Raw genomic sequence first — 19,464 nt, forward strand, 5'->3', positions numbered from 1 at the left:
TTCGAGGCGGGGTTCGGCGACCCCGCCCTACAGTTGCTGTCGCGCCTGGATCGCGGCGTAGATGGCCTCGCCGGTGGCGGGGGAGGCAAGGGGGACCTCGCCGGTGCCACCGAAGGCGGACACGGCGTCGCGGATGGCCTCGCGGACGGCGATGGCGAGCATGAGCGGCGGTTCGCCGACGGCCTTGCTGCCGTGAATCGTGTTCGGTTGGGACGCCTTGGGCATCAGCGTGACGTTGAACTCCATGGGCGCGTCGCTGATGTCGGGGATCTGGTAGGTGCTGGCGCTGTGCGTGAGGAGGCGGCCCTTGGTGTCCCACTTTAATTCCTCGCTCGTGAGCCAGCCCATGCCCTGCACGAAGCCGCCCTCGATCTGGCCGCGGTCGACGCCGGGGTTCAGGGAGTCGCCGACGTCGTGCACGATATCGACGCGGCGCACGCGTTGCATACCGGTGTAGCCATCGACCTCGACCTCGGCCACGGCCATGCCGCAGGCGAAGTAGTGGAAGGGGCGGCCGGTGGCGGTTTTCCAGTCCCAGTGGATACCGGGGGTTTTGTAGAAGCCGGTGGCGGAGAGGCTGACGCGCTCGGTGTAGGCCTTGGCACAGACCTGGGCGAAGGGGAGGGCCTGGCCTGAATGCTTCGCGCGGACGTCGCCTTGGAAGAATTCAATCTGGTCGGGCGAAGTGCCCAGCAGAGCCGCGGCCACGGGGGCCAGGCGCTCGCGAAGGGTGGTGCAGGCGGCGGCGACGGCCATGCCGTTGAGGTCGGCGCCGCTGGAGGCGGCGGTGGCGGAAGTGTTGGGCACCTTGTCGGTGCTGGTCGTCATCATCCGGATGGCCGACGCGGGCAGGCCGAGCTCGCGGGCGGCGATGCCGAGGATCTTGGTGTGGAGGCCCTGGCCCATCTCGGTGCCACCGTGGTTCACCTGAACGGAACCGTCATGGTAGATATGAACGAGCGCGCCGGCCTGGTTGTAGTGGGTGAGGGTGAAACTGATGCCGAATTTCACCGGCGTGACCGCCAGGCCGCGCTTGATGCGGGGGTGGGCGGCGTTCCACGCGGCGATCGCGGCGCGGCGGGCCGGGAACCCGGCGTTCTCCCGGGCCTGGTGCCACAGCGACTGGAGGCGGTTGTCGCCGATATCCTCGTGGTAATGCGTGCGGTTGGTCTCGCCGGTGCCGTGGTAGAGATTGCGTTCACGCACGACCTCGGGCGCGAGGCCGGTGCGGCGGGCGACACGATCCATGATCTCCTCGATCACAAGCATGCCCTGCGGACCGCCGAAGCCGCGGAAGGCGGTGTGGGAAGTCACGTTGGTCTTGGCCACGCGGCTGCGGAAGGCCACGGCCGGGAGGTAGTAGGCGTTGTCGAGGTGGAAGAGGGCGCGGTCGGCGATGGGCAGGGAGAGATCGAGCGACCAGCCGCCGTCGGCGACCAGCGTCACGTCGGCGGCGAGCACGCGGCCGTCGACGTCGTGGCCGATCCGGAACTTGGCGTGGAAGGGATGACGCTTGCCGGTGAGCGTCATGTCGAGGTCACGGTCGAGCTGCCAGCGCACGGGCCGGCCGGTTTTGCGGGCGGCCAGCGCGACGATCGCGGCGATGGCGTTGCCCTGGGTTTCCTTGCCGCCGAAACCGCCGCCCATGCGCGGGGCCTGGACCACGATCTTGTGGCGGGGCAGGTGGAGGACCTCGGACACGATGGCCTGGATCTCGGACGGGTGCTGGGTGGAGGAGTTGATGAGCACGGCGCCGTCCTCGCCCGGCTCGGCCCACGCGGCCTGGGTTTCGAGGTAGAAGTGTTCTTGGCCGCCGAACTCGAACTCGCCCTCGAACGAGCGCGGGGCGGCGGTCAGCGCCGCGGCGCAGTCGCCGCGGGAGAGTGCGTGCCAGTCGGTGTGGAAGCTATCCGCCGCGACGGCGGCCTTGAGCCCAAGCACGGCGGGCAGCGGGGCGTAGTCCACCCGGACCAGCGCGGCGGCCGCGCGGCAGGCCTGCGGGGATTCACCGACGACGATGGCAACGGTCTGGCCGTGGAAGAGCACCTCGTCCTGGGCGAGGAGCGGTTCGTCGTGGCGGGCGGGCCCGGTGTTGTTTTCGCCGGGGATGTCCTCGGCGAGGAGGATGGCGACGACGCCCGGGGCTTTCAGCGCGGCGGAGATGTCGCGGCGGAGAATTTTGGCGCGGGCGTGCGGAGCCATCACGGGCCAGACGTCCAGCATGGGGCGGCGCTGCGCGGTGTCGTCCACGTAGAGGGCGCGGCCGGTGACGTGGCCGGCGGCGCTTTCGTGGCGCAGGGCCTTGGTGGCCTCGTCGACCGGCCAGGCGCCCTGGTAGGCATAGTCGGGCGGCAGGTCGTGCACGAGGCTCTGTTCGCCGGAGACGAATTTTTGCCAGAGGGAGACGACCAGCCCGCGCCGGTAGGCGGCGCCGCTGCGGACGTCGTCGATCGGGGTGAACTCGCCGCGGAGGGCTTCGGCGGCGAGATCGGCGGATTCGGCGAAGGTTTTGCCGAGAAGGAGGGCTTCGGTTTTCAGGGCGCGACGCGGGCGTTCGGCGACGCCGCCGTACGCGAGGCGGGCGTGGCGGACGATGCCCTTTTTGTCGACATCCACGCAGAACGCGGCGGCCACGATGCTGATGTCGAGTTCCGTGCGGTGCGACACCTTCACGAAGTCGGCGCGGCGCTGGCGGCCGCGGGCGGCGGCGTATTTGGGCAGGACGATCTCCTTGATGACCTCGCCCGGTTGCAGGAGGGTCTGGCGGTAGCCGGTGAAGAAGTCGGCGAGCGGCACGGTGCGGGTGCGCCGCGCGGTGGCGAGCACGAGGGAGGCGTCGAGGGCGAGGAGGACGGGGGCGCTGTCGCCGATGGGGGAGGCGGTGGCGATGTTGCCGCCGAGGGTGGCGCGGTTCCGGATCTGGCGGGCGGCGAAGAGGCGGAGCATCCGGGCGAGCGGCGGGTTGTGGGGGGCAACCTTCTCCTCGACGGCCGTGAGGGTCACGGCGCCACCGATGCGCCAGCCGGCCGGGGTGCGGCGAATGCGCGTGAGCTCGGCGACGGCCTCGGTGGAGATGAGGAGCGGAAAGGACTTAAATTTCTTGTTCAGCTCCACGCCGATCTCGGTGGCGCCGGCGACGAGGCGGGCGGCGGGGAATTTTTTCCGGAGGCGGAAGAGCTCGGCGAGGGTGGTGGGGCGGAAGAAGCGGTCGGCGCCGGCCGCATAGTCGAGGGCGGCGGGGGCGGGGACGGGCTTTTTGAGGCGGGCGGCAAAGGAGTCGGAGGTGGCACGCGTCTCCCGACCCGGGCCACGACTATCATATGCCTCGAGCGCGGCATCGCGGATGGAGCGGTAGCCGGTGCAGCGGCAGAGGTTGCCGCAGACCTGATCGTTGATCGCGGCGGGGCCGGTGCAGCCCTTGCGGTAGTAACCCTCGAAGAGCGAGACGACGAAGCCCGGCGTGCAATAGCCGCACTGGGAGCCGTAGTTGCCGACCATGGCTTGCTGGACCGGGTGAAGGTGGTCGCCGGTGGCGAGACCCTCGACGGTGACGACCTCGCGGCCGGCAAACATCGGGAGAAGGGCGATGCAGCTGTTGATCGCGCGGTAGGTGGGTTTCCCGTCCGCGTCGCGGTCCACCACGGCGACGGTGCAGGCGCCGCAGTCACCCTCGGCGCAGCCCTGCTTGCTGCCGGTGCGGCCGGTGGAGCGCAGCCAGTCGAGCAGGGTGGTGGTGGGGGACAGGCCCTCGATGCGCACGGGGGCGCCGTTGAGGGTGAAGGCGAAGGTGGAGGTGGTGGCCAAGGGAGAGAGGGCGGGGTCTCCGAAACCCGCGGACTGGGACGCCAGGACCGAAGCAGGCGAGATTCGGAGATCCCGCCTTACAGGGCCGACCGGTTGACGTCCTTGTAATACAAGTAGCTAGCAGGAGTCTTGCCCATCGCGACAAACCATTGCGGGCAATAGGGGCCCATCCAGATCACGTCGCCCTTTTCGACCGGGTACCAGGAGTCCTCCAGGCGGTAAACGCCCTGGCCGCCGAGCATGAGGAGACCGTGTTCCATGACGTGGACCTCGACAAAGGGGAGATGGCCGCCGGGTTGGTAGGCGAAGACGTTGACGGCCATGTCGAAGGCCGGGAGGTCGGGCAGGAGGACCTGCAGATTGGCCGCGGGGTCGCCGAGGAAGGGCGTGCCCTTGACCGAGGCCACGTCGCCGATGATCGCGGCGGGGGTGGCGACGCCGGGGAGCGGGGCATATTTCTTCTGGAAGAGGGTGAGCTGGGTGCCGGCCTTGGGGGCGGTGAGGCTCCAGGACTGGCCGGCGGGGACGTAGAAGTAGCCGCCGGGGCCGACCTTCGCCTTGTCCTTGCCGACGGTGAGCGCGCCGCCGCCGCTCATGACGTAGCCGAAAGTCTGGAGGTCGCTGGCGGGCTGGGCGGCGCGGCCCTCGTGGGTGAACGTGACCTGCAGCTGGGCGAACTTGGCGCCCAGGGCCGGGTTGATCAGGATGACGGACGTCGCGCCGGTGATGCCGGGGACGGCGCTGTTCACATGGTTGTGCGGCGTGAGGAGCGCATGCCGGGGGCCGATGTGCGCGCGGGTGTGGCCAAAGAGTTCGGGCATGGTCAGGTGGTGATTGGCCGCAGAAACTGACCCTTGGGGGCGCCGGATGCAACCCTGCCGTCGGCCCAGACGGGGCGGCCGCGCACGTAGGTGTCCGTGACGCGGACGCGGGAGGGGCGGCCGAGGTACGGGCTGATTTTGTGGCGGGTCCAGAGATCGTCGGCGGTGATCTTGCGGGCGGCGCCGAGCTCGATGAGGCAGAAGTCGGCGTCCATGCCCTCGGCGAGCAGGCCCTTGCGGCTGTCCAAGCGGAAGCGGCGGGCGACGTTGCGGGCGAGGACGGCGGCGAGGAGCGGGAAGTCCCGGTCGGCGGTGGTGGCGCAGGCGTTGAGCAGGAGCTGGAACCCGTGTTGCACGCCGCCGATGCCGCCCCAGATCTCGAAGAAATTCGGCGAGGTCTTCAGGTCCGGTGGCGCGGGCGAGTGGTCGGAGCCGACGGTGTGGATCTGGCCGGCGCGGAGGTCGTCCCAGAGGGCGAGGCGGCGTTTCTCATCGCGGATGGGCGGGGCACACTTGGCGGGCGCGCCGAGCTTCGCGACGTCCTTGTCGTTGAGGAGGAGGTAGTGGGAGCAGGTCTCGGCGGTCACGTCCACGCGCTGGGCGCGGGCCTCGGTGATGAGGGCGACGCCCTCGGGGCTGCTGACGTGGACGATGTGGAGGGCGCAGCCGGTCTCGCCGGCGAACTCGGTGGCCTGGCGGATGGCGGCGAGCTCGACCTCGACCGGGCGGGAGGCGAGCCAGGCCTTGGCGTCAGTTTTCTTTTTGGCGCGCTGGGCGGCGGTGAACTGGGTCGCGAGGGCGTCGTCCTCGGCGTGGACGGCCACGAGGAGGCCGAGTTTGGCGGCGCGTTTCATGCCCTCATAAAGGGATTTGGCGTCGACGCGGGGGAAGCTGGCGATGCCGCTGTCGGACATGAAGGCCTTGAGGCCGATGGCGCCGGCGTCGCGGAGGCCGGCGAGCTTGTCGAGGTTGCCGGGCACGAGGCCGCCCCAGAGGGCGAAGTCGGTGCAGGCGAGCTGCTCGGCGAGGGCGCGCTTGGTGCGCAGGCCGGCGGCGTCGAGCACGGGCGGCTCGGAGTTGAGCGGCATGTCGAAGAAGCAGGTGCCGCCGCCGGCGGCGAGGGCGAGCGAGCCGTGGGCGAGGCCCTCCCACTCGGCGCGGCCGGGCTCGTTGAAGTGGACGTGGGCGTCGACGATGCCCGGGAAGACGTAGCGGCCGGCGGCGTCGAGCTCGGCGTGGGTGGGGTCGGTGATGGACTCGGCCACGCGCACGATCCGGCCCTCGAGGAGGCCGAGTTCCACGGCATGGATGCCGTCGGGTGTAACGACCCGTCCGCCGCGCACGATCAGGTCGAGCGTCTCGGGCTCGACGGGGGTGAGGGTCTCGCGTTTACGGGGCATGGGGTTTCAGGGGTGGGCGGTGAGCTTGCTCACGCCACGGATACATTAAAGTGATCGTGGCGCCAGCGAGCTGGCCGCCCACAAGACTGGATCCTTCGCTGCGCTCAGGATGACAGGTGGCGAGGATTTCATCCGCGTTCTTTCGCGAAATCCGCGGCCAGCCGTTCCAGGAAGTCCACCATCACTTGGAGGGCGACGGCGAGGTCGGCGGGGGCGGCGTATTCGTCGGGGTGGTGGCTAAGGCCGTCGCGGCAGCGCACGAAGAGCATGGCGATGGGGGTGAGGTCGGCCATGATGACGCCGTCGTGGCCCGCGCCACTGACCAGGGCGAGGGATTTGCCCTGCACGGCCCGGACACTGCGGTCGAGGGCCGCGGTGAGCTCGGGCGAGCACGGGGTGGCACGGTGCTTCATGGTCTGCTGCCACGCGAGGGTGAGGCCGCGGCGGCGGGCGATGTCCTGCGCCTCCGCGATGAGGTGATCCACGGCGCGGCGGCAGGCGGTGTCGTCGGGGTGGCGGACGTCAAGGCTGAGGACGGTCTCGCCCGGGATGACGTTGGCGGCGCCCGAGGGGACGGCGAGGGTGCCCACGGTGGCGACCAGCGGCGGGCGGCCGCCGGCGTATTTCTCGGCGAAGAGAATGAACTCGGCGGCGCCGGCAAGGGCATCACGGCGCAGGTTCATCGGCGTGGTGCCGGCGTGGCCGGCGCGGCCGCGGAAAGTCAGGCGGCCGCGGGTCTGGCTGGCGATGGCCGAGACGACGCCGACGGCGAGCTTGCGGTCCTCGAGCACCGGGCCCTGCTCGATGTGGACCTCGACGTAGCCGAGCAGGTCACCGCGGCGGTGGGCGGCCTTGGGCGGGGTGTAGTGGTGGCCGGCGTGGGCCTCGATCACCTCGCGCAGGGTGTTGGCGCGGGAATCGGTGAGCAGGAGGTCGGCCGCACGGAGGCGGCCGGTGTAGGCCTTGCTGCCGAGGTAGGCGCCGGTGAAACGCACGGCTTCCTCCTCGGAGAAACCGAGCACCTCGACCGCGAATGGCAGCGTGACGCCGCGGCGCTTGAGCTCGGCGAGCGCGACAATGGGGAGGACGACCCCCAGCGCGCCGTCGAAGCGGCCGGCGTTGCGCACGGTATCCAAGTGGGAACCCAGGAGGAGGGTCTTGGGTTTGCGCGTTCGGGTCGCCCCTGCGACCAGCGCCGGGCCGGCGGGCAGCCGGCCGATGAGATTGCCGGTGTCGTCCTCGCGGACGGTGAGGCCGGCCTCCTGCATCCATTTTCCGACGAGGGCGTTGGCCCGCTCCATCGCGGGCGAGAGGAAGGTGCGGGTGAGGCGGCCGGGTTCATCGGTCACCCGGCCGAGCTCGTCGAGCCGGCGGGCGAGTTGCTGCGCAGCGTGGGGCATGGCGTCAGCTTCCGCGGTAGGTCTGGTAGGCCCAGGGGGTGACGAGCAGGGGGACGTGGTAGCTGGCCTTCGCGTCGGCGAGGGCGAAGCGGACGGGCACGCGGTCGAGGAAGGGGCTGTCCTTGTGGTGCGTGACGAAGTAATCCTTCACGAAGAAGAGGAGCTCGTAGGTGCCGACGACCATGGTGTCGGAGGCGAGGAGGGGCTCGTCGGTGCGCCCGTCGAGGTTGGTGACGACGGCCTTGAGCTGGTGCGGTTTGCCGTCGAGGTTCCAGAGTTCGATGCGCATGCCGGCGGCGGGGCGGCCGGTGGTGAGGTCGAGGACGTGTGTGGAGAGTTTGCCGGGCATAAGTGAAAAAATGTACCGCGGATAACGCTGATCAACGCGGATCAAGGCAGTGTAGTGATTGCATCATCCGTGTCCATCCGCGTAATCCGCGGTCAATCCTGCTTCAGGACGTCTCCCAGACGGAGGCGGGCGATTTTTTCGATCTCACCGAGGGCGGTGGTGAATTCGGTCTCGGGGGAATGATTCACCCGGGTGGCCATGGCCTCCAGGATGGCAGCCTTGGCGTTGAGGCGGGCGCAGATGATGAAAGGGAAACCGAACCGGGCCTTGTAGGTGTCGTTCTGGCGGGTGAAGGCGGCGAGCTCGGCGTCAGTCAGGCGGTCGAGGCCGGCGCTGGCCTGTTCCCGGGTTGATTCGGCGGTGAGCTGCTTTTGCTGGGCGAGGCGGCCGGCGAGGTCGGGGTGGGCGCGGATGAGGGCGAGCTGTTGCTCGCGCGGAGCGGCGCGCATCGTCCGGCAGAGGGCGGCGTGGAGGGCGTCGGCGTCGGCGAAGGGGCGCTGGGGCCAGGTTTCCTCGGCGACCCAGGGGGAGTGCTCAAACAAATGGCCCAAGGCCGCGGTGAAGTCGGCTTGGTCAGATTGATTAAGACTGGAAAGCGTTACCGGCATCAGCAGAGCGGGAAAACAGGAATTAACCACAGAGACACAGAGGGCACAGAGAAAATATATACTCCGTGATCTCAGTGCCTCTGTGGTTCAAAAATTCAGGGCAGGAGTTCGTAGGCGGGGAGGGAGAGGAACTCGTCGAAGTCGGGGCTCTGGGACATGCGCATGAAGAGGCTGACGGCCTCGGGGAAGCGGCCGGCGTTGTAGCGTTCGTCGCCGTACTCGGCGCGGATGGCGGCGAGTTCGGCGGGGAGAAGGGCGTCGTAGAGCGCGGCCGTGACTGGGCGGCCGTCGGCGAGCTTCGCGCCGAATTTCAGCCATTGCCAGAGCTGGGAGCGGGAGATCTCCGCGGTGGCGAGATCCTCCATGAGGTGATGGATGGGCTCGGCGCCGGAGCCGCCGAGCCAGGCCTCGAGGTAACGGACGCCGACGTGGAGGTTCCAGCGGACACCGGCCTCGGTGATCGGGCCTTGGAGCGGCGCGAGGAGGTCGGCCGCGGTGACCTTCGTGGCATGGATGACGTGGAGCTGGTGCGCCCCCTTCATGTGCTCACCGAAGGCCTCGAGGGCGGTCTGGACCAGGCCCGGGTGGGCGACCCAGGTGCCGTCGTGGCCGGCTTTGACCTCGCGGGTCTTGTCGGCGCGGACCTTCGCGAGGGCGGCGGCGTTGGCGGCGGGGTCGCCCTTGATCGGGATCTGGGCGGCCATGCCGCCCATGGCGTAGGCGCCGTGGCGGTGGCAGACGTTGATGACGTGGGTGACGTAGGCGCGGAGGAAGGGCACGTCCATGGTGATGAGCGTGCGGTCCGGGAACATATAGCCGGGGCGGTTGCGGAGCTTCTTCACCATGCTGAACATGTAGTCCCAGCGACCGCAGTTGAGGCCGGAGGCGTGCTCGCGGAGCTCGTAGAGGATTTCCTCGGCTTCGAAGGCGCCGGTGATCGTCTCGATGAGCATGGTGGCGCGGACGCTGCCGCGCGGGATGCCGAGGGCGGCTTGGGCGTGGAGAAAGACATCGTTCCAGAGGCGGGCCTCGAGGTGGCTCTCGAGCTTGGGCAGGTAGAAGTAGGGCCCGCTGCCGCGGGCCAGGAGCGCCCGGGCGTTGTGGAAGAAGTAGAGGCCCCAGTCGAAGAGCGAGGCGGAGATGCGGGCGCCGCGGAAGTGGACGTGTTTCTCCTCCATGTGCCAGCCGCGCGGGCGGGCGATGATGACGGCGATCTTGTCCTTCAGCGCATACTTTTTCCCCTCGGGCGAGGTGTAGGCGAGGGTGAGCCGGGCCGCGTCGTGCATGTTGACCTGGCCGTCGAGGCAGTTTTCCCAGGTCGGGGAGTTAGCGTCCTCAAAGTCGGCCATCCAGCACTGGGCGCCGGAGTTGAGGGCGTTGATGGCCATCTTGCGGTCAACGGGGCCGGTGATTTCGGTGCGGCGGTCGAGGAGGTCGGGCGGGATGGGGGCGACCTGCCAGTCGCCGCCGCGGATGGCGGCGGTTTCGGGCAGAAAGTCGGGCAGTTGGCCGGCGTCGATGGCGCGCTGGCGCTCGACGCGGCGGGCGAGCAGCTCGAGACGGCGCGGGCCGAAGTGCTCGCAGAGGCCGGCGACGAAGGCGCAGGCCTCGGGCGTCAGGATGCCGGTGTAGCCTGGGTGCAAGGGGCCGCGGATTTCGAGGCCGCCGATGATCGGGTAAGAACTCATGGGGAAGGCAGGGAGGTAGCCGGATGCGTGCCGGGTGTCAGCACAAGATTGGCCGGGGTGGGAATGGTGGGTGGGTCGATGAGACCCGACAGGGGACATGCGGGCGGGGGGCTGGAGCCCCCCCCCTCCTGCAACCGGAAGCTCGCATCATGGCCCGGCTCTTGCTTTCGTCCGTGCCCATGACCCAGGACGAATTCATGCATGAGGCCATCAAGCTTGCCGAGGATGGCATGCACGGCGGGCGCGGCGGCCCGTTTGGGTGCGTGGTGGTGCGCGCGGGTGAGATCGTGGGGCGCGGGCAGAACCGCGTGACCTCGACCAACGACCCGACGGCGCACGCGGAGGTCACGGCCATCCGCGACGCCTGCACCAACCTGAACACCTTCCAGCTGACCGACTGCGAACTCTACACCAGCTGCGAGCCCTGTCCGATGTGCCTGGCGGCCGTCTACTGGGCGCGGATCCCGACGGTGTATTACGGCAACACGCGGGCCGATGCCGCGGCGATCGGCTTTGATGACGACTTCATCTACCAGCAGGTCCCGTTGCCGCCGGAGAAGCGGACGGTCCGGATGACCCCGCTGCAGCGCGAGAAGGCCCTGACGACCTTCCAGGCCTGGGCGGCCAAGGCCGACAAGGTCCGGTACTGACCTTCCCATGGATATCGCCTACCTGCTGGATTTTCTCGGCCTCTTGGTGCGCTGGCTGCACGTCATCGCCGGCATCGCGTGGGTCGGATCCTCGTTTTATTTCATCTGGCTCGACAACACGATCGAGGCGCCTGCGCCCGGGTCCGACAACGCGAAGAAGGGCGTGGGCGGCGAGCTCTGGGCCGTGCACGGTGGCGGGTTCTACAACCCGCAGAAGTACCTCGTCGCCCCGGCGGCGCTGCCGGAGAAGCTGCACTGGTTCAAGTGGGAGGCCTACACCACGTGGCTCTCGGGCACGGCACTACTGGTCCTGGTCTACTGGTTGAAGGCGGGCGCGATGATGGTGGACGGCAACGTCCGCGCCCTCACCGCCCTGCAGGCCGTCGGCATCGGGGCCGCCAGCATGGTGGGCTCGTGGATCGTGTACGACCTGTTGTGCAAGTCCCCGCTGGGGAAGCGCGACGGGTGGCTAGGGCTGGTGGTCTTCGGGCTGATCACGGCGCTGGCGTGGGGGCTGGCGCACACCCTCGGCGGGCGCGCGGCCTTCATCCACGTCGGCACGGCGATTGGCACGATCATGGCGGCGAACGTGTTCTTCGTGATCATTCCCGGCCAGAGGCGGATGGTGGACGCGATGAAGGCGGGGCAGGCGCCGAACCCGCTGGATGGCAAGCGCGCGAAGCAGCGCAGCGTGCACAACAACTATTTCACGCTCCCGGTGATCTTCACCATGGTGAGCAACCACTACGCCGCGACCTACGCGCACCCGCACAACTGGGCGGTGCTCACGCTGATCATGGCGGCGGGCGTCAGCATCCGGCATTTTTTCAACCGCAAGCACAAGGGCGTCTATGCGTGGCAGTACCTGGCGGTCGGCGCGGTGTTGCTGGGCATCACCGCCTGGTGGACGGCCCGCGCGTGCAGGCGCTGCCGCCCGTACAGGGCGAGGTGACCTTCAACCGCGTGCGGGCCATCGTCGGCCAGCACTGCGTGGCCTGTCACTCGCCGTCGCCGACCTTCCCGGGCATCACCGTGCCGCAGGCGGGCGTGCTGCTGCACACCCCCGCCGATCTCGTGCAGAATGCACCGCGCGTCTACCAGCAGGTGGTGGTCACGCGGCTCATGCCGCTGGGCAATACGACGCACATGACGGACGAGGAACGCGCCGTGATCGCGGCGTGGGTGAAGGCGGGCGCGAAGATGGAGTAGGGGGGCGGGCCTGTCCGCCGCTCCGGGCTTGTTTCAGGCCGCGGGGGGACCTAGGGAATGGGCGTCACCTCACCCATGGAATACCCCTACCGATGGTTGGCCACCGCCTTGTCCCTGTTTTGCGCCCTGCTGGCGCTCCCGTCGACCGCGGCGGCCAAAGCCTCCACGTGGAAGGACGTGCAGGGCGCGACCTTCAAGGGCGAGCCGACCGAGATCCTCGGGCCCTTCGTGATCTTTCGCACCAATGGTGACAACGGGCGGCGCGTGTTGTTGCGGGCCTTTACGCCCGAGGACTGCCGGCGGATCCAGGCCGAGATCGCGGCGCTGCCCCCGCGGGCGGACCGCTTTGCCGCCGCCCGGGGGCAGGCCACCCGGGAGCTGGTCGGCTATGTGTTCCGGGTGGAGCGCGGGGAGTTTGTGTCCGCCGACCTGGCGGACCGGCCGGAGCCGGAGCTGATGCTGGCCCTCAGCGGCTCGCACAATTCGGCGGAAGGCTGGTACCTGTCCGCCAACTTCAATCAGTTTTATTGGCGCATCCAACGGGTCTACCCGGGCCTGATGGAAGGCGTGTTCCTGGGTGCGCGCCATGACATCGACCAGCACCGGAACATCGCGATCTCGTCGGGGATGCCCTGGCTGGTGGCGGACCTGAGGCGGCAGCCGTCGATGGGCTCATTCCGCCGCTACATTGCGGCGAAGGAGGGTGCCAATGCGGTGCTGCTCACGCGGCACGGGGTGCCGTTGGTGGCGGGCGCGGCGGGGGATGTCGGCGAAATGCGGGTGGTGGTGGACCAGATGTCGGACCTGCTCTGGCAGATCGACCCGGACAACCCCGCGGGCTGGCCGGACCGGCTGCATTACCTGAAGGCGACGCGGCCCGCCGAATTTGCGAGCAGCCGCGCCGAGCCGTTGCTGGTGGGAAATCCGCTGAGGGCGGACGGGCTGCGGCGCCATGGCGTGAAACGGGTCGTGGCGCGGCTGGCCGTGGCGGCGGACGGCAAGGTCACGCCCACGCTGTTGGCCGACGCCGGGGATTATCCGGCCAAGCTGGCCGGGGCGCTGCAGGCCGCGCTGGCGCAGGCCGTGGTGGCCCCGGCGATCGAGCAGGGCCGGCCCGTGGCCGGGACGCTCGACTACCGCCTCGAGGTGCCGCCGGCGGAGGCCAGCCACGAGGCCGAGCGCGCCTGGCTGGGCAGCACGGCATACCCGGTGCTGCCGATCAACGACTGGCTCGTGCTCCGGCCGATCAAGGTCTCGGAGCAAGATTTCGAGATGACGATCATCGGGGAGAAGAGCGACGGCACGGTCATCCTCAACGCCTTCGAGGTGAACAGCGGCAAGATCTCGCGCGCGGCGCAGATGACCGCGTTCAACAGCGATTTCTTCGCGGAGACCGGCGTGGACAGCGTGCGGCCCCGGGAGGGCGACCGGCAGCGGATCGACGCCGAGACCGAGCTGACCTGGGAGAAAATCCGCAGCAAGGACGGGTTTGTGGACATGCAGACCGCCCTGCCCAAGGACTACACGGTGGGTTATGCGTGGGCGGAATTCGAGTCACCGCGGGAGGCGGAGGCGCTGCTGGGGCTCGGCAGCGACGACGGCGTGAAGATCTGGTTCAACGGCGAGCTCGTGCACGACAAGTGGATCCGGCGGCCTAGCCGGCTGGATGACGATGTGGTGCCGCTGCGGCTGAAGGCGGGGAAAAACCGGATCCTGATCAAGATCCAGAACGCGACGATCGACTGGAGCTTTGTGTACCGGCTGCGGTTGAAGCCGTGAGCGGAGGAACCCGGCCTGCCGACGGTTGGTTTGTAGGGCGGGATTTCCAGATCCTGTCACGACCGTGATAGCGCGTTCGGCCGAAGGCGGGATTTGGAAATCCCGCCCTACAGTCGAGCCTCAGAACGACAGGCCCCAGGTGCGCTGCGCGTAGCCGTAGGTGACGGGCTTCACGTCAGCGGGGCGGGTGAGGGAATCGGCGGGAAGAAATTTCGCCTCGAAGGCGGCGACGGCGGCCTCGTAGTCGGCGAGGAGCTTGGCCTTCACCTCGGGCTGGGCGAAGGAGAAGACCAGGGAGTTGCGACCGAGCTGGACGAGTTCGTCCCAGGACAGGTTGTAGTGCTTCACGGCGGTGAAGTACTCGTCGGTGAGGTTGGAATCCCACATGCCGCGATCGTCGGTGTTGAGGCAGACGGGGATGCCGGTGCGGAGATACTCGGGGAAGGGGTGTTTCGCCGGGTCGGGGATGTACTCGAGCAGGCGGTTGGAGATGAGGTTGATCTCGACCAGCACGCGGCGGGTCTGCTGGAGGAGGAGCAGGGTGTCGGGGTCCTGGATGAGATTCAGGCCATGGCCGATGCGGGAGGCGCCGAGGAGGAGGGTGTCGCGGACGTGCGAATCGGGTCCGTCCATCTCGCCGCCGTGGATGGACAGGGCGAGGGTGGGGTACCGGCTGCGCAGCTCGCGGTACTTGGCGAGGAAGCGGGCGGGGTGGCCCTTGTTGTTTTCCTCGATGCCGGCCATGTTGATGCCGACCCAGAGGTCGCGGTTGGCGTCGACGAACTGGTACAGGTTTTCCAGCTGGAATTCCGCGTTGGGCAGGAAGCGCAACACGGTGGATTGGAAGCGCACGGTCACGCCGGTGGCGATGGCGTCGGGCTGGGCGAGGCGGGTGCGGAAATACGCGGCGGCGTCGGCGGGCGGGATCGGCTTGCCCGCATTATCGGCGAAGCCCATCGCGCCTTGCTGGGTCTCGAGGTAGCGCATGCCCTCGGCGCCGTAGGCCTTGATGACCTCGACCAGGATCTCGCCGACCACGGTAAGATTCTGGTGCAACTGGCCCATGCGCGGCCAGATCCAGGTGAAGAATTCGTCGCGGCCCTCGCCGGTGCGGTCGAGGCGGAGGGAATCGAGCCAGCCCTGTTTCTGCTCCGGCGTGAGGCGGTCGAGGCGGGTGTAGTCGGCCTGGAGCTCAGGGCTGAGGGCGTCGTAGCCGTGCTGGCGGAGGGTGTGGTAGAGGATGAGCGTCACGCCGGTGCCGGGCACGGCGTGGAAGCGGGTGCGCGTGTAGAACGTGTCACCGCCGTTGCGCGCCGGGTCGGTCGCGATGGCGTACCACCACTCGGGGAGGGCGGAGCCGCCGAGGTGGTTGTGCAGGTCGCCGCCCTTGGGCAGGGCGTAGAGGAAGGTGTAGAGCTGCGCCGGCGTGGCGGTGCGCTTGATCTCCTCAAAGCGGGGGGAGAAGGAGGCGGCCGAGGCGGAGGCGACGAGGCAGAGAAGCAGGCAGGGGATTCTCATGGGGCGAAGGTAGGCGAGTGGCGAGGGAGGCCGCAACGAATTGCTGGGCTGTAGGGCGGGGTCTCCGAACCCCGCCGCGAGCGCGATATCACATTCGAACCAAAGCGGGATTCGGAGATCCCGCCCTACAATCAGAACAACCCGGCGAGGATGGCGCGGATGAGGTGGAGGCTGAAGATGAGGGCGAGGAGGTGCGTAAGGAGGGAGGTTTCCTTCATGCGGCCGGTGGCGATCCGGATGACGCTGTAAGCGATGAGGCCGAGGCCGATGCCCTCGGCGATGCTGAAGCTCAGCGGGATGCCGGCGATGATGAGGAAGACCGGGGCGGTCTCGACGAAGTCGTCGAGCTTCATGCCGGCGACGGACTGGAACATGAAGATGCCGACGATCACCAGGGCCGGGGCGGTGGCCGCGGCCGGGATCGCCAGGATCACGGGGGTGAGGAACAGGGCGAGGAGGAAGAGGATCGCGGTGGCGGCGCCGGTGAGGCCGGTGCGCCCGCCCGCCTCGACGCCGGAGGCGGACTCGATGTAGCTGACGACCGTGGAGGTGCCGAAGAGCGAGCTGAGGATGGCGGCGAAGGAGTCGGCCACGAGGGCGCGGCCGGCCTTGGGTAGCTTGCCGTCCTTGTCGAGCAGGCCCGCGCGCTGCGTGACACCGATCAGGGTGCCGATGTTGTCGAACATGTCCACGAGCAGGAGCGTGAGGATGATCGGCAGGGCCTTGCCGAAGTCGTGCAGCAGCAGGTCGAAGTTGAGCTGAAACATCGTCGGCAGCGGCGAGGACGGCAGGGAGAAGAGCGAGCCCGGCATGGTCGTGACGGTGCCGCCCTGTCCGTTGGAGACGAAGAGGCCGGCGAGGGTGACGGCGAGGATGGAGAGGATGATCGCGCCGGGGACCTTGCGGGCGACGAGGACGGCGGTGAGGAGGATGCCGCCGAAGCAGAGGAGGACGGCCGGGGTGCCGAAGTCGCCGTGGGTGACGAAGGTGGCGGGGCTGGCCACGACGATGCCGCCGTTCTTCAGGCCGATGAAGGCGATGAAGAGGCCGATGCCGCAGGTGATGGCGAGCTTCAGCTGGTGGGGGATGGCGGCGATGATCTTCTCGCGCACGCCGGTGACGGAGAGGGCGAGGAAGATGCAGCCGTTGACGAAGACCAGGCCGAGGGCGGACTGCCAGGAGACGCCGAGCCCGAGGCAGATGGTGAAGGCGAAGTAGGCGTTGATGCCCATGCCCGGGGCGAGGGCCAGCGGGTAGTTGGTCATGAACCCCATGATCAGGGTGCTGACCGCCGCGGTGAGCGCGGTGACCGTAATGAGCGCGGCCTGGGGCATGCCGGCGGCGGCCAGGATCGCGGGGTTGACCGCGAGGATGTAGGCCATCGCGGCGAAGGTCGTGAGGCCGGCGGAGAGTTCGCGGGCGACGGTCGTGCCGTTCTCCGGGAGCCGGTAAAGGCGGTTGAGCAGCGAGGTCATGGGGTGGCGGGCAAGGGAGGCAGATTTTGCAGGAAGCTGACAGTGAAAAGCGCGGTGGCGCGGGCGGCCATGGCGTAGAACGGCACGCCCTCGTAGGGGGCGTCGCTGACGACCCGGAAGGCGACGTAGCGGATACCGTAGGCGTGGGCGAGGGCGGCGATGTGGCCGGATTCCATCTCCTCGACGTCCATGCCGAAGGTCTTGGCGGACCACTGCACGCGGTCGAGTTCGAGGTTCACCTCGTGGGCCGAGCCGATGATGCCGGGGTAGACGCGGCCCATGGGATTGCGCGTGCGTTGGGCGACGGCGAGCGCGGCGGCGTCGCCCGCGAAGCCCGTGGGATAGGCGACGAGCTCACCGGTGGCGGGATCGCGGAGGCGCTGGGGCAAGGGCGTCCAGGTGAGGGCGTCGCTGCCGGCGCCGGCCGCGCGGACGGGCGTGATGAAGTTGCCGTAGTCGAGCGTGCGCCGGCCGATGATGATGTCGTGGAGCGAGAGGTAGGGCACCTGGGCGCCGCTGGTGCCCTGGTTGACGATGAGCTTCGGCGCGAACTCCTCGATGCCGAGGATCGTGGCGGTCGTGCAGTTGAGGAGGCCCTGCCCGGTGAGGGAGATGGCGACGGAGTGCGAGCCGATCCGGCCGGTCCAGAAGGTGAAGCGGCCGAGCTCGATTTTCTGTGAGTCCTCGAGGGCCTCGAGGATGTCGGCGACCTCGGGACGTTCGGCGCCCTGCACGAGGACATCGACGGGGGCGGCGCGGAGGGCGGCCGTGAAGAGCAGGAGGAGCCCGGTCAGGATCAGGCGGGAGGGCCCGCCAAAGAAGGACAGGTTCATGGGAGGACCTCCAGGAGTTGCAGCACCAGCGCGGCGGCTTCGCCGGGCTGACCGTCGATGACGCGCAGGCCGAAGGCGGGCACGCCAAGGAGCAGGGCGCAGCCGGCGACGTGGGCGGATTCGCCGTCCTCGGTGTCGGTGCGCCACTGGGTGCGAAGATAGGCGATGCGGTCGGCCTCGCGGTTGACCTGGTGGGCGGAGCCGAGCACGCCGGGGACGAGGCGGCCGCGGGGGGCGGTGAGCTTTTGAGCGGCGGCCAGGACGGCGGGGTCGGCGGGGAAGTGGGCCTGATGGGTTTCCTCTTCGCCCGGGGTCATCAGCGGGTGGAGCAGGGGGTGCCAGGTGAGGGGGGCGGTGCCGGTGCCGAGGTCGCGGTGCGGCGAGACCATGCCGTCGAAAGCGGCGAATTCGCGGCTGAGCACGACATCGCCGGCCTGCAGGGCCGGGTCGTGGGGCCGGGCGGCGCCGTAGGACACGACGAGGCGCGGGGCATAGCGGCGAATCGCGAGGGTGGTGGCGGCGACGGCGTTGAGCGGATCGCCCTCGGTGCGGGTGAGGACGACGCGGCGCGGGCCGAGAGTGCCGAGCCAGAACTGCCAGCCGGCGCGGGACTCGGTGCGGACGTCGGTCATTTTGGCCAGGAGGGGCTGCAGTTCCGCCTCAGTGGCGGCGGTGAACAGGATGTCGGCCCCGGCGGCCCGCAGGGTGACCACCAGCAGGACAAAGAGAGGGAGGAATGACCGCCTCATGGTTGGGGGGCGGCGGACGGGATCTCGGTCTCGTAGCGATCCCAGCCCTTCACCAGGGCATGGACGACTTGGGAGCCGACCGCGTGGGCGGCTTCGAGGGACGGAATAAAGGCGGAGTAGTGGCCGATGCCCTCGCCGGCGAGACTCTGGGCGGCGGTGAGGCCCGGGGGCTGCATGTCGTGGTTGCTGGCGGTGCGCAGAACGAGCACGCGGTTGACGTCGGCGCGGCCGGCGCGGGTCAGGTTGGTGAGGGCGCGGAGCGTGCCGGTGTCCTCCATGGCGGTCGTGACGTAGTTGCCGCGGCCCTCGGTGTAATAGGCGACCCAGTCGTTGGCCCACTGGTTGAGGAGTTTCCCGTGCCAATAGGTGCTGGAGGCGAGGTTTGAACCGATGAGGACGGAGGGGGGCTGGAGGGCCTTGGGGTGGTCCTGATAGCGGGCCCGGAAACCCTGCACGGACTCGGTGTCCTGCAGCGGGGTGTTCTTGGTGAGCGCATAGGCCCACTGCAGTAGGCCCGGGTTGAGGGCGTAGGCGTTGTCGACCCGTTCCGCGGCCGGTTGCATGGGGGTGGCGTAGGGGGTCTTCTTGCGGATGGGGATGTAGCCGGTTTTCCAGTCGGCAGGGATCTCGCGGGCGTCGATTTCGTGCCCGAGGTCACCCTCGACCGCGTAATCGGTCCAGACGGCGGAGCCGGCGGAGGCGTCGGCGGGGTCCAGGCCGGCAATGCCAGCCACGAGCCAGTAGCTTTTTGAGAGGTCAAAACGCGGGTCGAGGCCGAGGGCCATGATGCTGCTGGCGGCGTTGGTGTTGCCCATGCCCGTGACGATGCCCAGGACGGAGCCATCGGCATTGGCCCGCAGGTCGCGGTAGCCGGCGGGCAGGGGGATGACGCGGTCGAGCTTTTCGCGCTCGACCCAGAATTGGAATTCGCCCGGGGCGTCACCTATGTCGTTGCCCTGCTCAAACATAGCAACGACGACGACCTTGGGTCGCAGGACCTCGGCGGCGGGGCAGGCAACGACGAGAGTGAACGCCAGGCTGGCCGCCAGGCGACGGAACGGGGGGTGGGTGACCATGGGGCGGGCTTTAGCAGGGGGCATACCGGGGAGGGTGTTTTTTGTCGCCAACAAACCGGGAGTGGCGGTGGCATATGGCGTGCTTATTACACAATGCTGGCGTCC

14 protein-coding genes and 1 pseudogene are annotated in these 19,464 nt (G+C 68.9%); 3 read left to right on the top strand and 12 right to left on the bottom strand.

From position 1 onward, the window contains the following. Window positions 1–27: 27 nt before the first annotated feature. From xdhB to aceB, 7 genes are all read right to left on the bottom strand, one after another. Window positions 28–3,804 carry a xanthine dehydrogenase molybdopterin binding subunit gene (gene xdhB / locus Verru16B_RS06680; RefSeq protein ID WP_069961551.1) on the bottom strand — a complete coding sequence of 1,259 codons (3,777 nt, stop codon included), beginning with the start codon at window positions 3,802–3,804 and terminating at the stop codon, window positions 28–30. Window positions 3,805–3,881: 77 nt separating this feature from the next. Continuing rightward, a complete protein-coding gene (allE, locus tag Verru16B_RS06685; RefSeq protein WP_069961552.1) occupies window positions 3,882–4,625 on the bottom strand; it encodes a (S)-ureidoglycine aminohydrolase in 744 nt (247 codons plus the stop codon). Window positions 4,626–4,627: 2 nt separating this feature from the next. Further along, complete coding sequence (gene allB / locus Verru16B_RS06690; protein WP_069961553.1) at window positions 4,628–6,025, bottom strand: allantoinase AllB; 1,398 nt, start codon at window positions 6,023–6,025, stop codon at window positions 4,628–4,630. Window positions 6,026–6,153: 128 nt separating this feature from the next. Continuing rightward, window positions 6,154–7,425 carry an allantoate amidohydrolase gene (locus Verru16B_RS06695; protein WP_069961554.1) on the bottom strand — a complete coding sequence of 424 codons (1,272 nt, stop codon included), beginning with the start codon at window positions 7,423–7,425 and terminating at the stop codon, window positions 6,154–6,156. A 4-nt stretch (window positions 7,426–7,429) separates the two neighbouring features. Next, window positions 7,430–7,774, bottom strand: a complete 345-nt coding sequence (gene uraH / locus Verru16B_RS06700) for a hydroxyisourate hydrolase (protein ID WP_069961555.1) — start codon at window positions 7,772–7,774, stop codon at window positions 7,430–7,432. 92 nt (window positions 7,775–7,866) lie between these two features. Next, window positions 7,867–8,382: a 2-oxo-4-hydroxy-4-carboxy-5-ureidoimidazoline decarboxylase gene (gene uraD, locus Verru16B_RS06705; protein WP_069961556.1), complete on the bottom strand. Its 516-nt coding sequence runs from the start codon at window positions 8,380–8,382 to the stop codon at window positions 7,867–7,869. A 95-nt stretch (window positions 8,383–8,477) separates the two neighbouring features. Beyond that, on the bottom strand, window positions 8,478–10,070 hold the full coding sequence (aceB, locus tag Verru16B_RS06710; protein ID WP_069961557.1) for a malate synthase A: 1,593 nt from the start codon (window positions 10,068–10,070) through the stop codon (window positions 8,478–8,480). Window positions 10,071–10,219: 149 nt separating this feature from the next. Between aceB and Verru16B_RS06715 the strand changes: the two genes are divergently transcribed. The 3 genes and pseudogenes from Verru16B_RS06715 to Verru16B_RS06725 all read left to right on the top strand — a co-directional run bounded on the left by Verru16B_RS06715 (window position 10,220) and on the right by Verru16B_RS06725 (window position 13,708). Beyond that, window positions 10,220–10,720 carry a nucleoside deaminase gene (locus tag Verru16B_RS06715; RefSeq protein ID WP_237023481.1) on the top strand — a complete coding sequence of 167 codons (501 nt, stop codon included), beginning with the start codon at window positions 10,220–10,222 and terminating at the stop codon, window positions 10,718–10,720. Between the two features lie 7 nt (window positions 10,721–10,727). Beyond that, window positions 10,728–11,929 (top strand): annotated as a pseudogene (locus Verru16B_RS06720) (urate hydroxylase PuuD). Between the two features lie 75 nt (window positions 11,930–12,004). Continuing rightward, complete coding sequence (locus Verru16B_RS06725) at window positions 12,005–13,708, top strand: hypothetical protein (RefSeq protein WP_069961558.1); 1,704 nt, start codon at window positions 12,005–12,007, stop codon at window positions 13,706–13,708. A 120-nt stretch (window positions 13,709–13,828) separates the two neighbouring features. Here Verru16B_RS06725 and Verru16B_RS06730 read toward each other — a convergent pair whose 3' ends face one another. The 5 genes from Verru16B_RS06730 to Verru16B_RS06750 form a co-directional block, all read right to left on the bottom strand. After that, a complete protein-coding gene (locus Verru16B_RS06730; RefSeq protein ID WP_069961559.1) occupies window positions 13,829–15,226 on the bottom strand; it encodes an adenosine deaminase family protein in 1,398 nt (465 codons plus the stop codon). A 131-nt stretch (window positions 15,227–15,357) separates the two neighbouring features. Next, window positions 15,358–16,692: a solute carrier family 23 protein gene (locus tag Verru16B_RS06735; protein ID WP_083270492.1), complete on the bottom strand. Its 1,335-nt coding sequence runs from the start codon at window positions 16,690–16,692 to the stop codon at window positions 15,358–15,360. 5 nt (window positions 16,693–16,697) lie between these two features. Continuing rightward, window positions 16,698–17,534, bottom strand: coding sequence for a 5'-methylthioadenosine/S-adenosylhomocysteine nucleosidase family protein (locus Verru16B_RS06740; RefSeq protein WP_069961561.1), 837 nt, complete (start codon window positions 17,532–17,534; stop codon window positions 16,698–16,700). Next, window positions 17,531–18,283, bottom strand: a complete 753-nt coding sequence (locus Verru16B_RS06745; RefSeq protein WP_083270160.1) for a 5'-methylthioadenosine/S-adenosylhomocysteine nucleosidase — start codon at window positions 18,281–18,283, stop codon at window positions 17,531–17,533. Before Verru16B_RS06745 ends, Verru16B_RS06740 begins: the two co-directional genes overlap by 4 nt. After that, the gene (locus Verru16B_RS06750; RefSeq protein WP_069961563.1) at window positions 18,280–19,359 is read right to left on the bottom strand and encodes a purine nucleoside permease; all 1,080 of its coding nucleotides are present in this window, start codon (window positions 19,357–19,359) and stop codon (window positions 18,280–18,282) included. Before Verru16B_RS06750 ends, Verru16B_RS06745 begins: the two co-directional genes overlap by 4 nt. Between the last annotated feature and the right edge of the window lie 105 nt (window positions 19,360–19,464).

It is taken from the genome of Lacunisphaera limnophila, from assembly GCF_001746835.1.
Classification (GTDB): Bacteria; Verrucomicrobiota; Verrucomicrobiia; order Opitutales; family Opitutaceae; genus Lacunisphaera; species Lacunisphaera limnophila.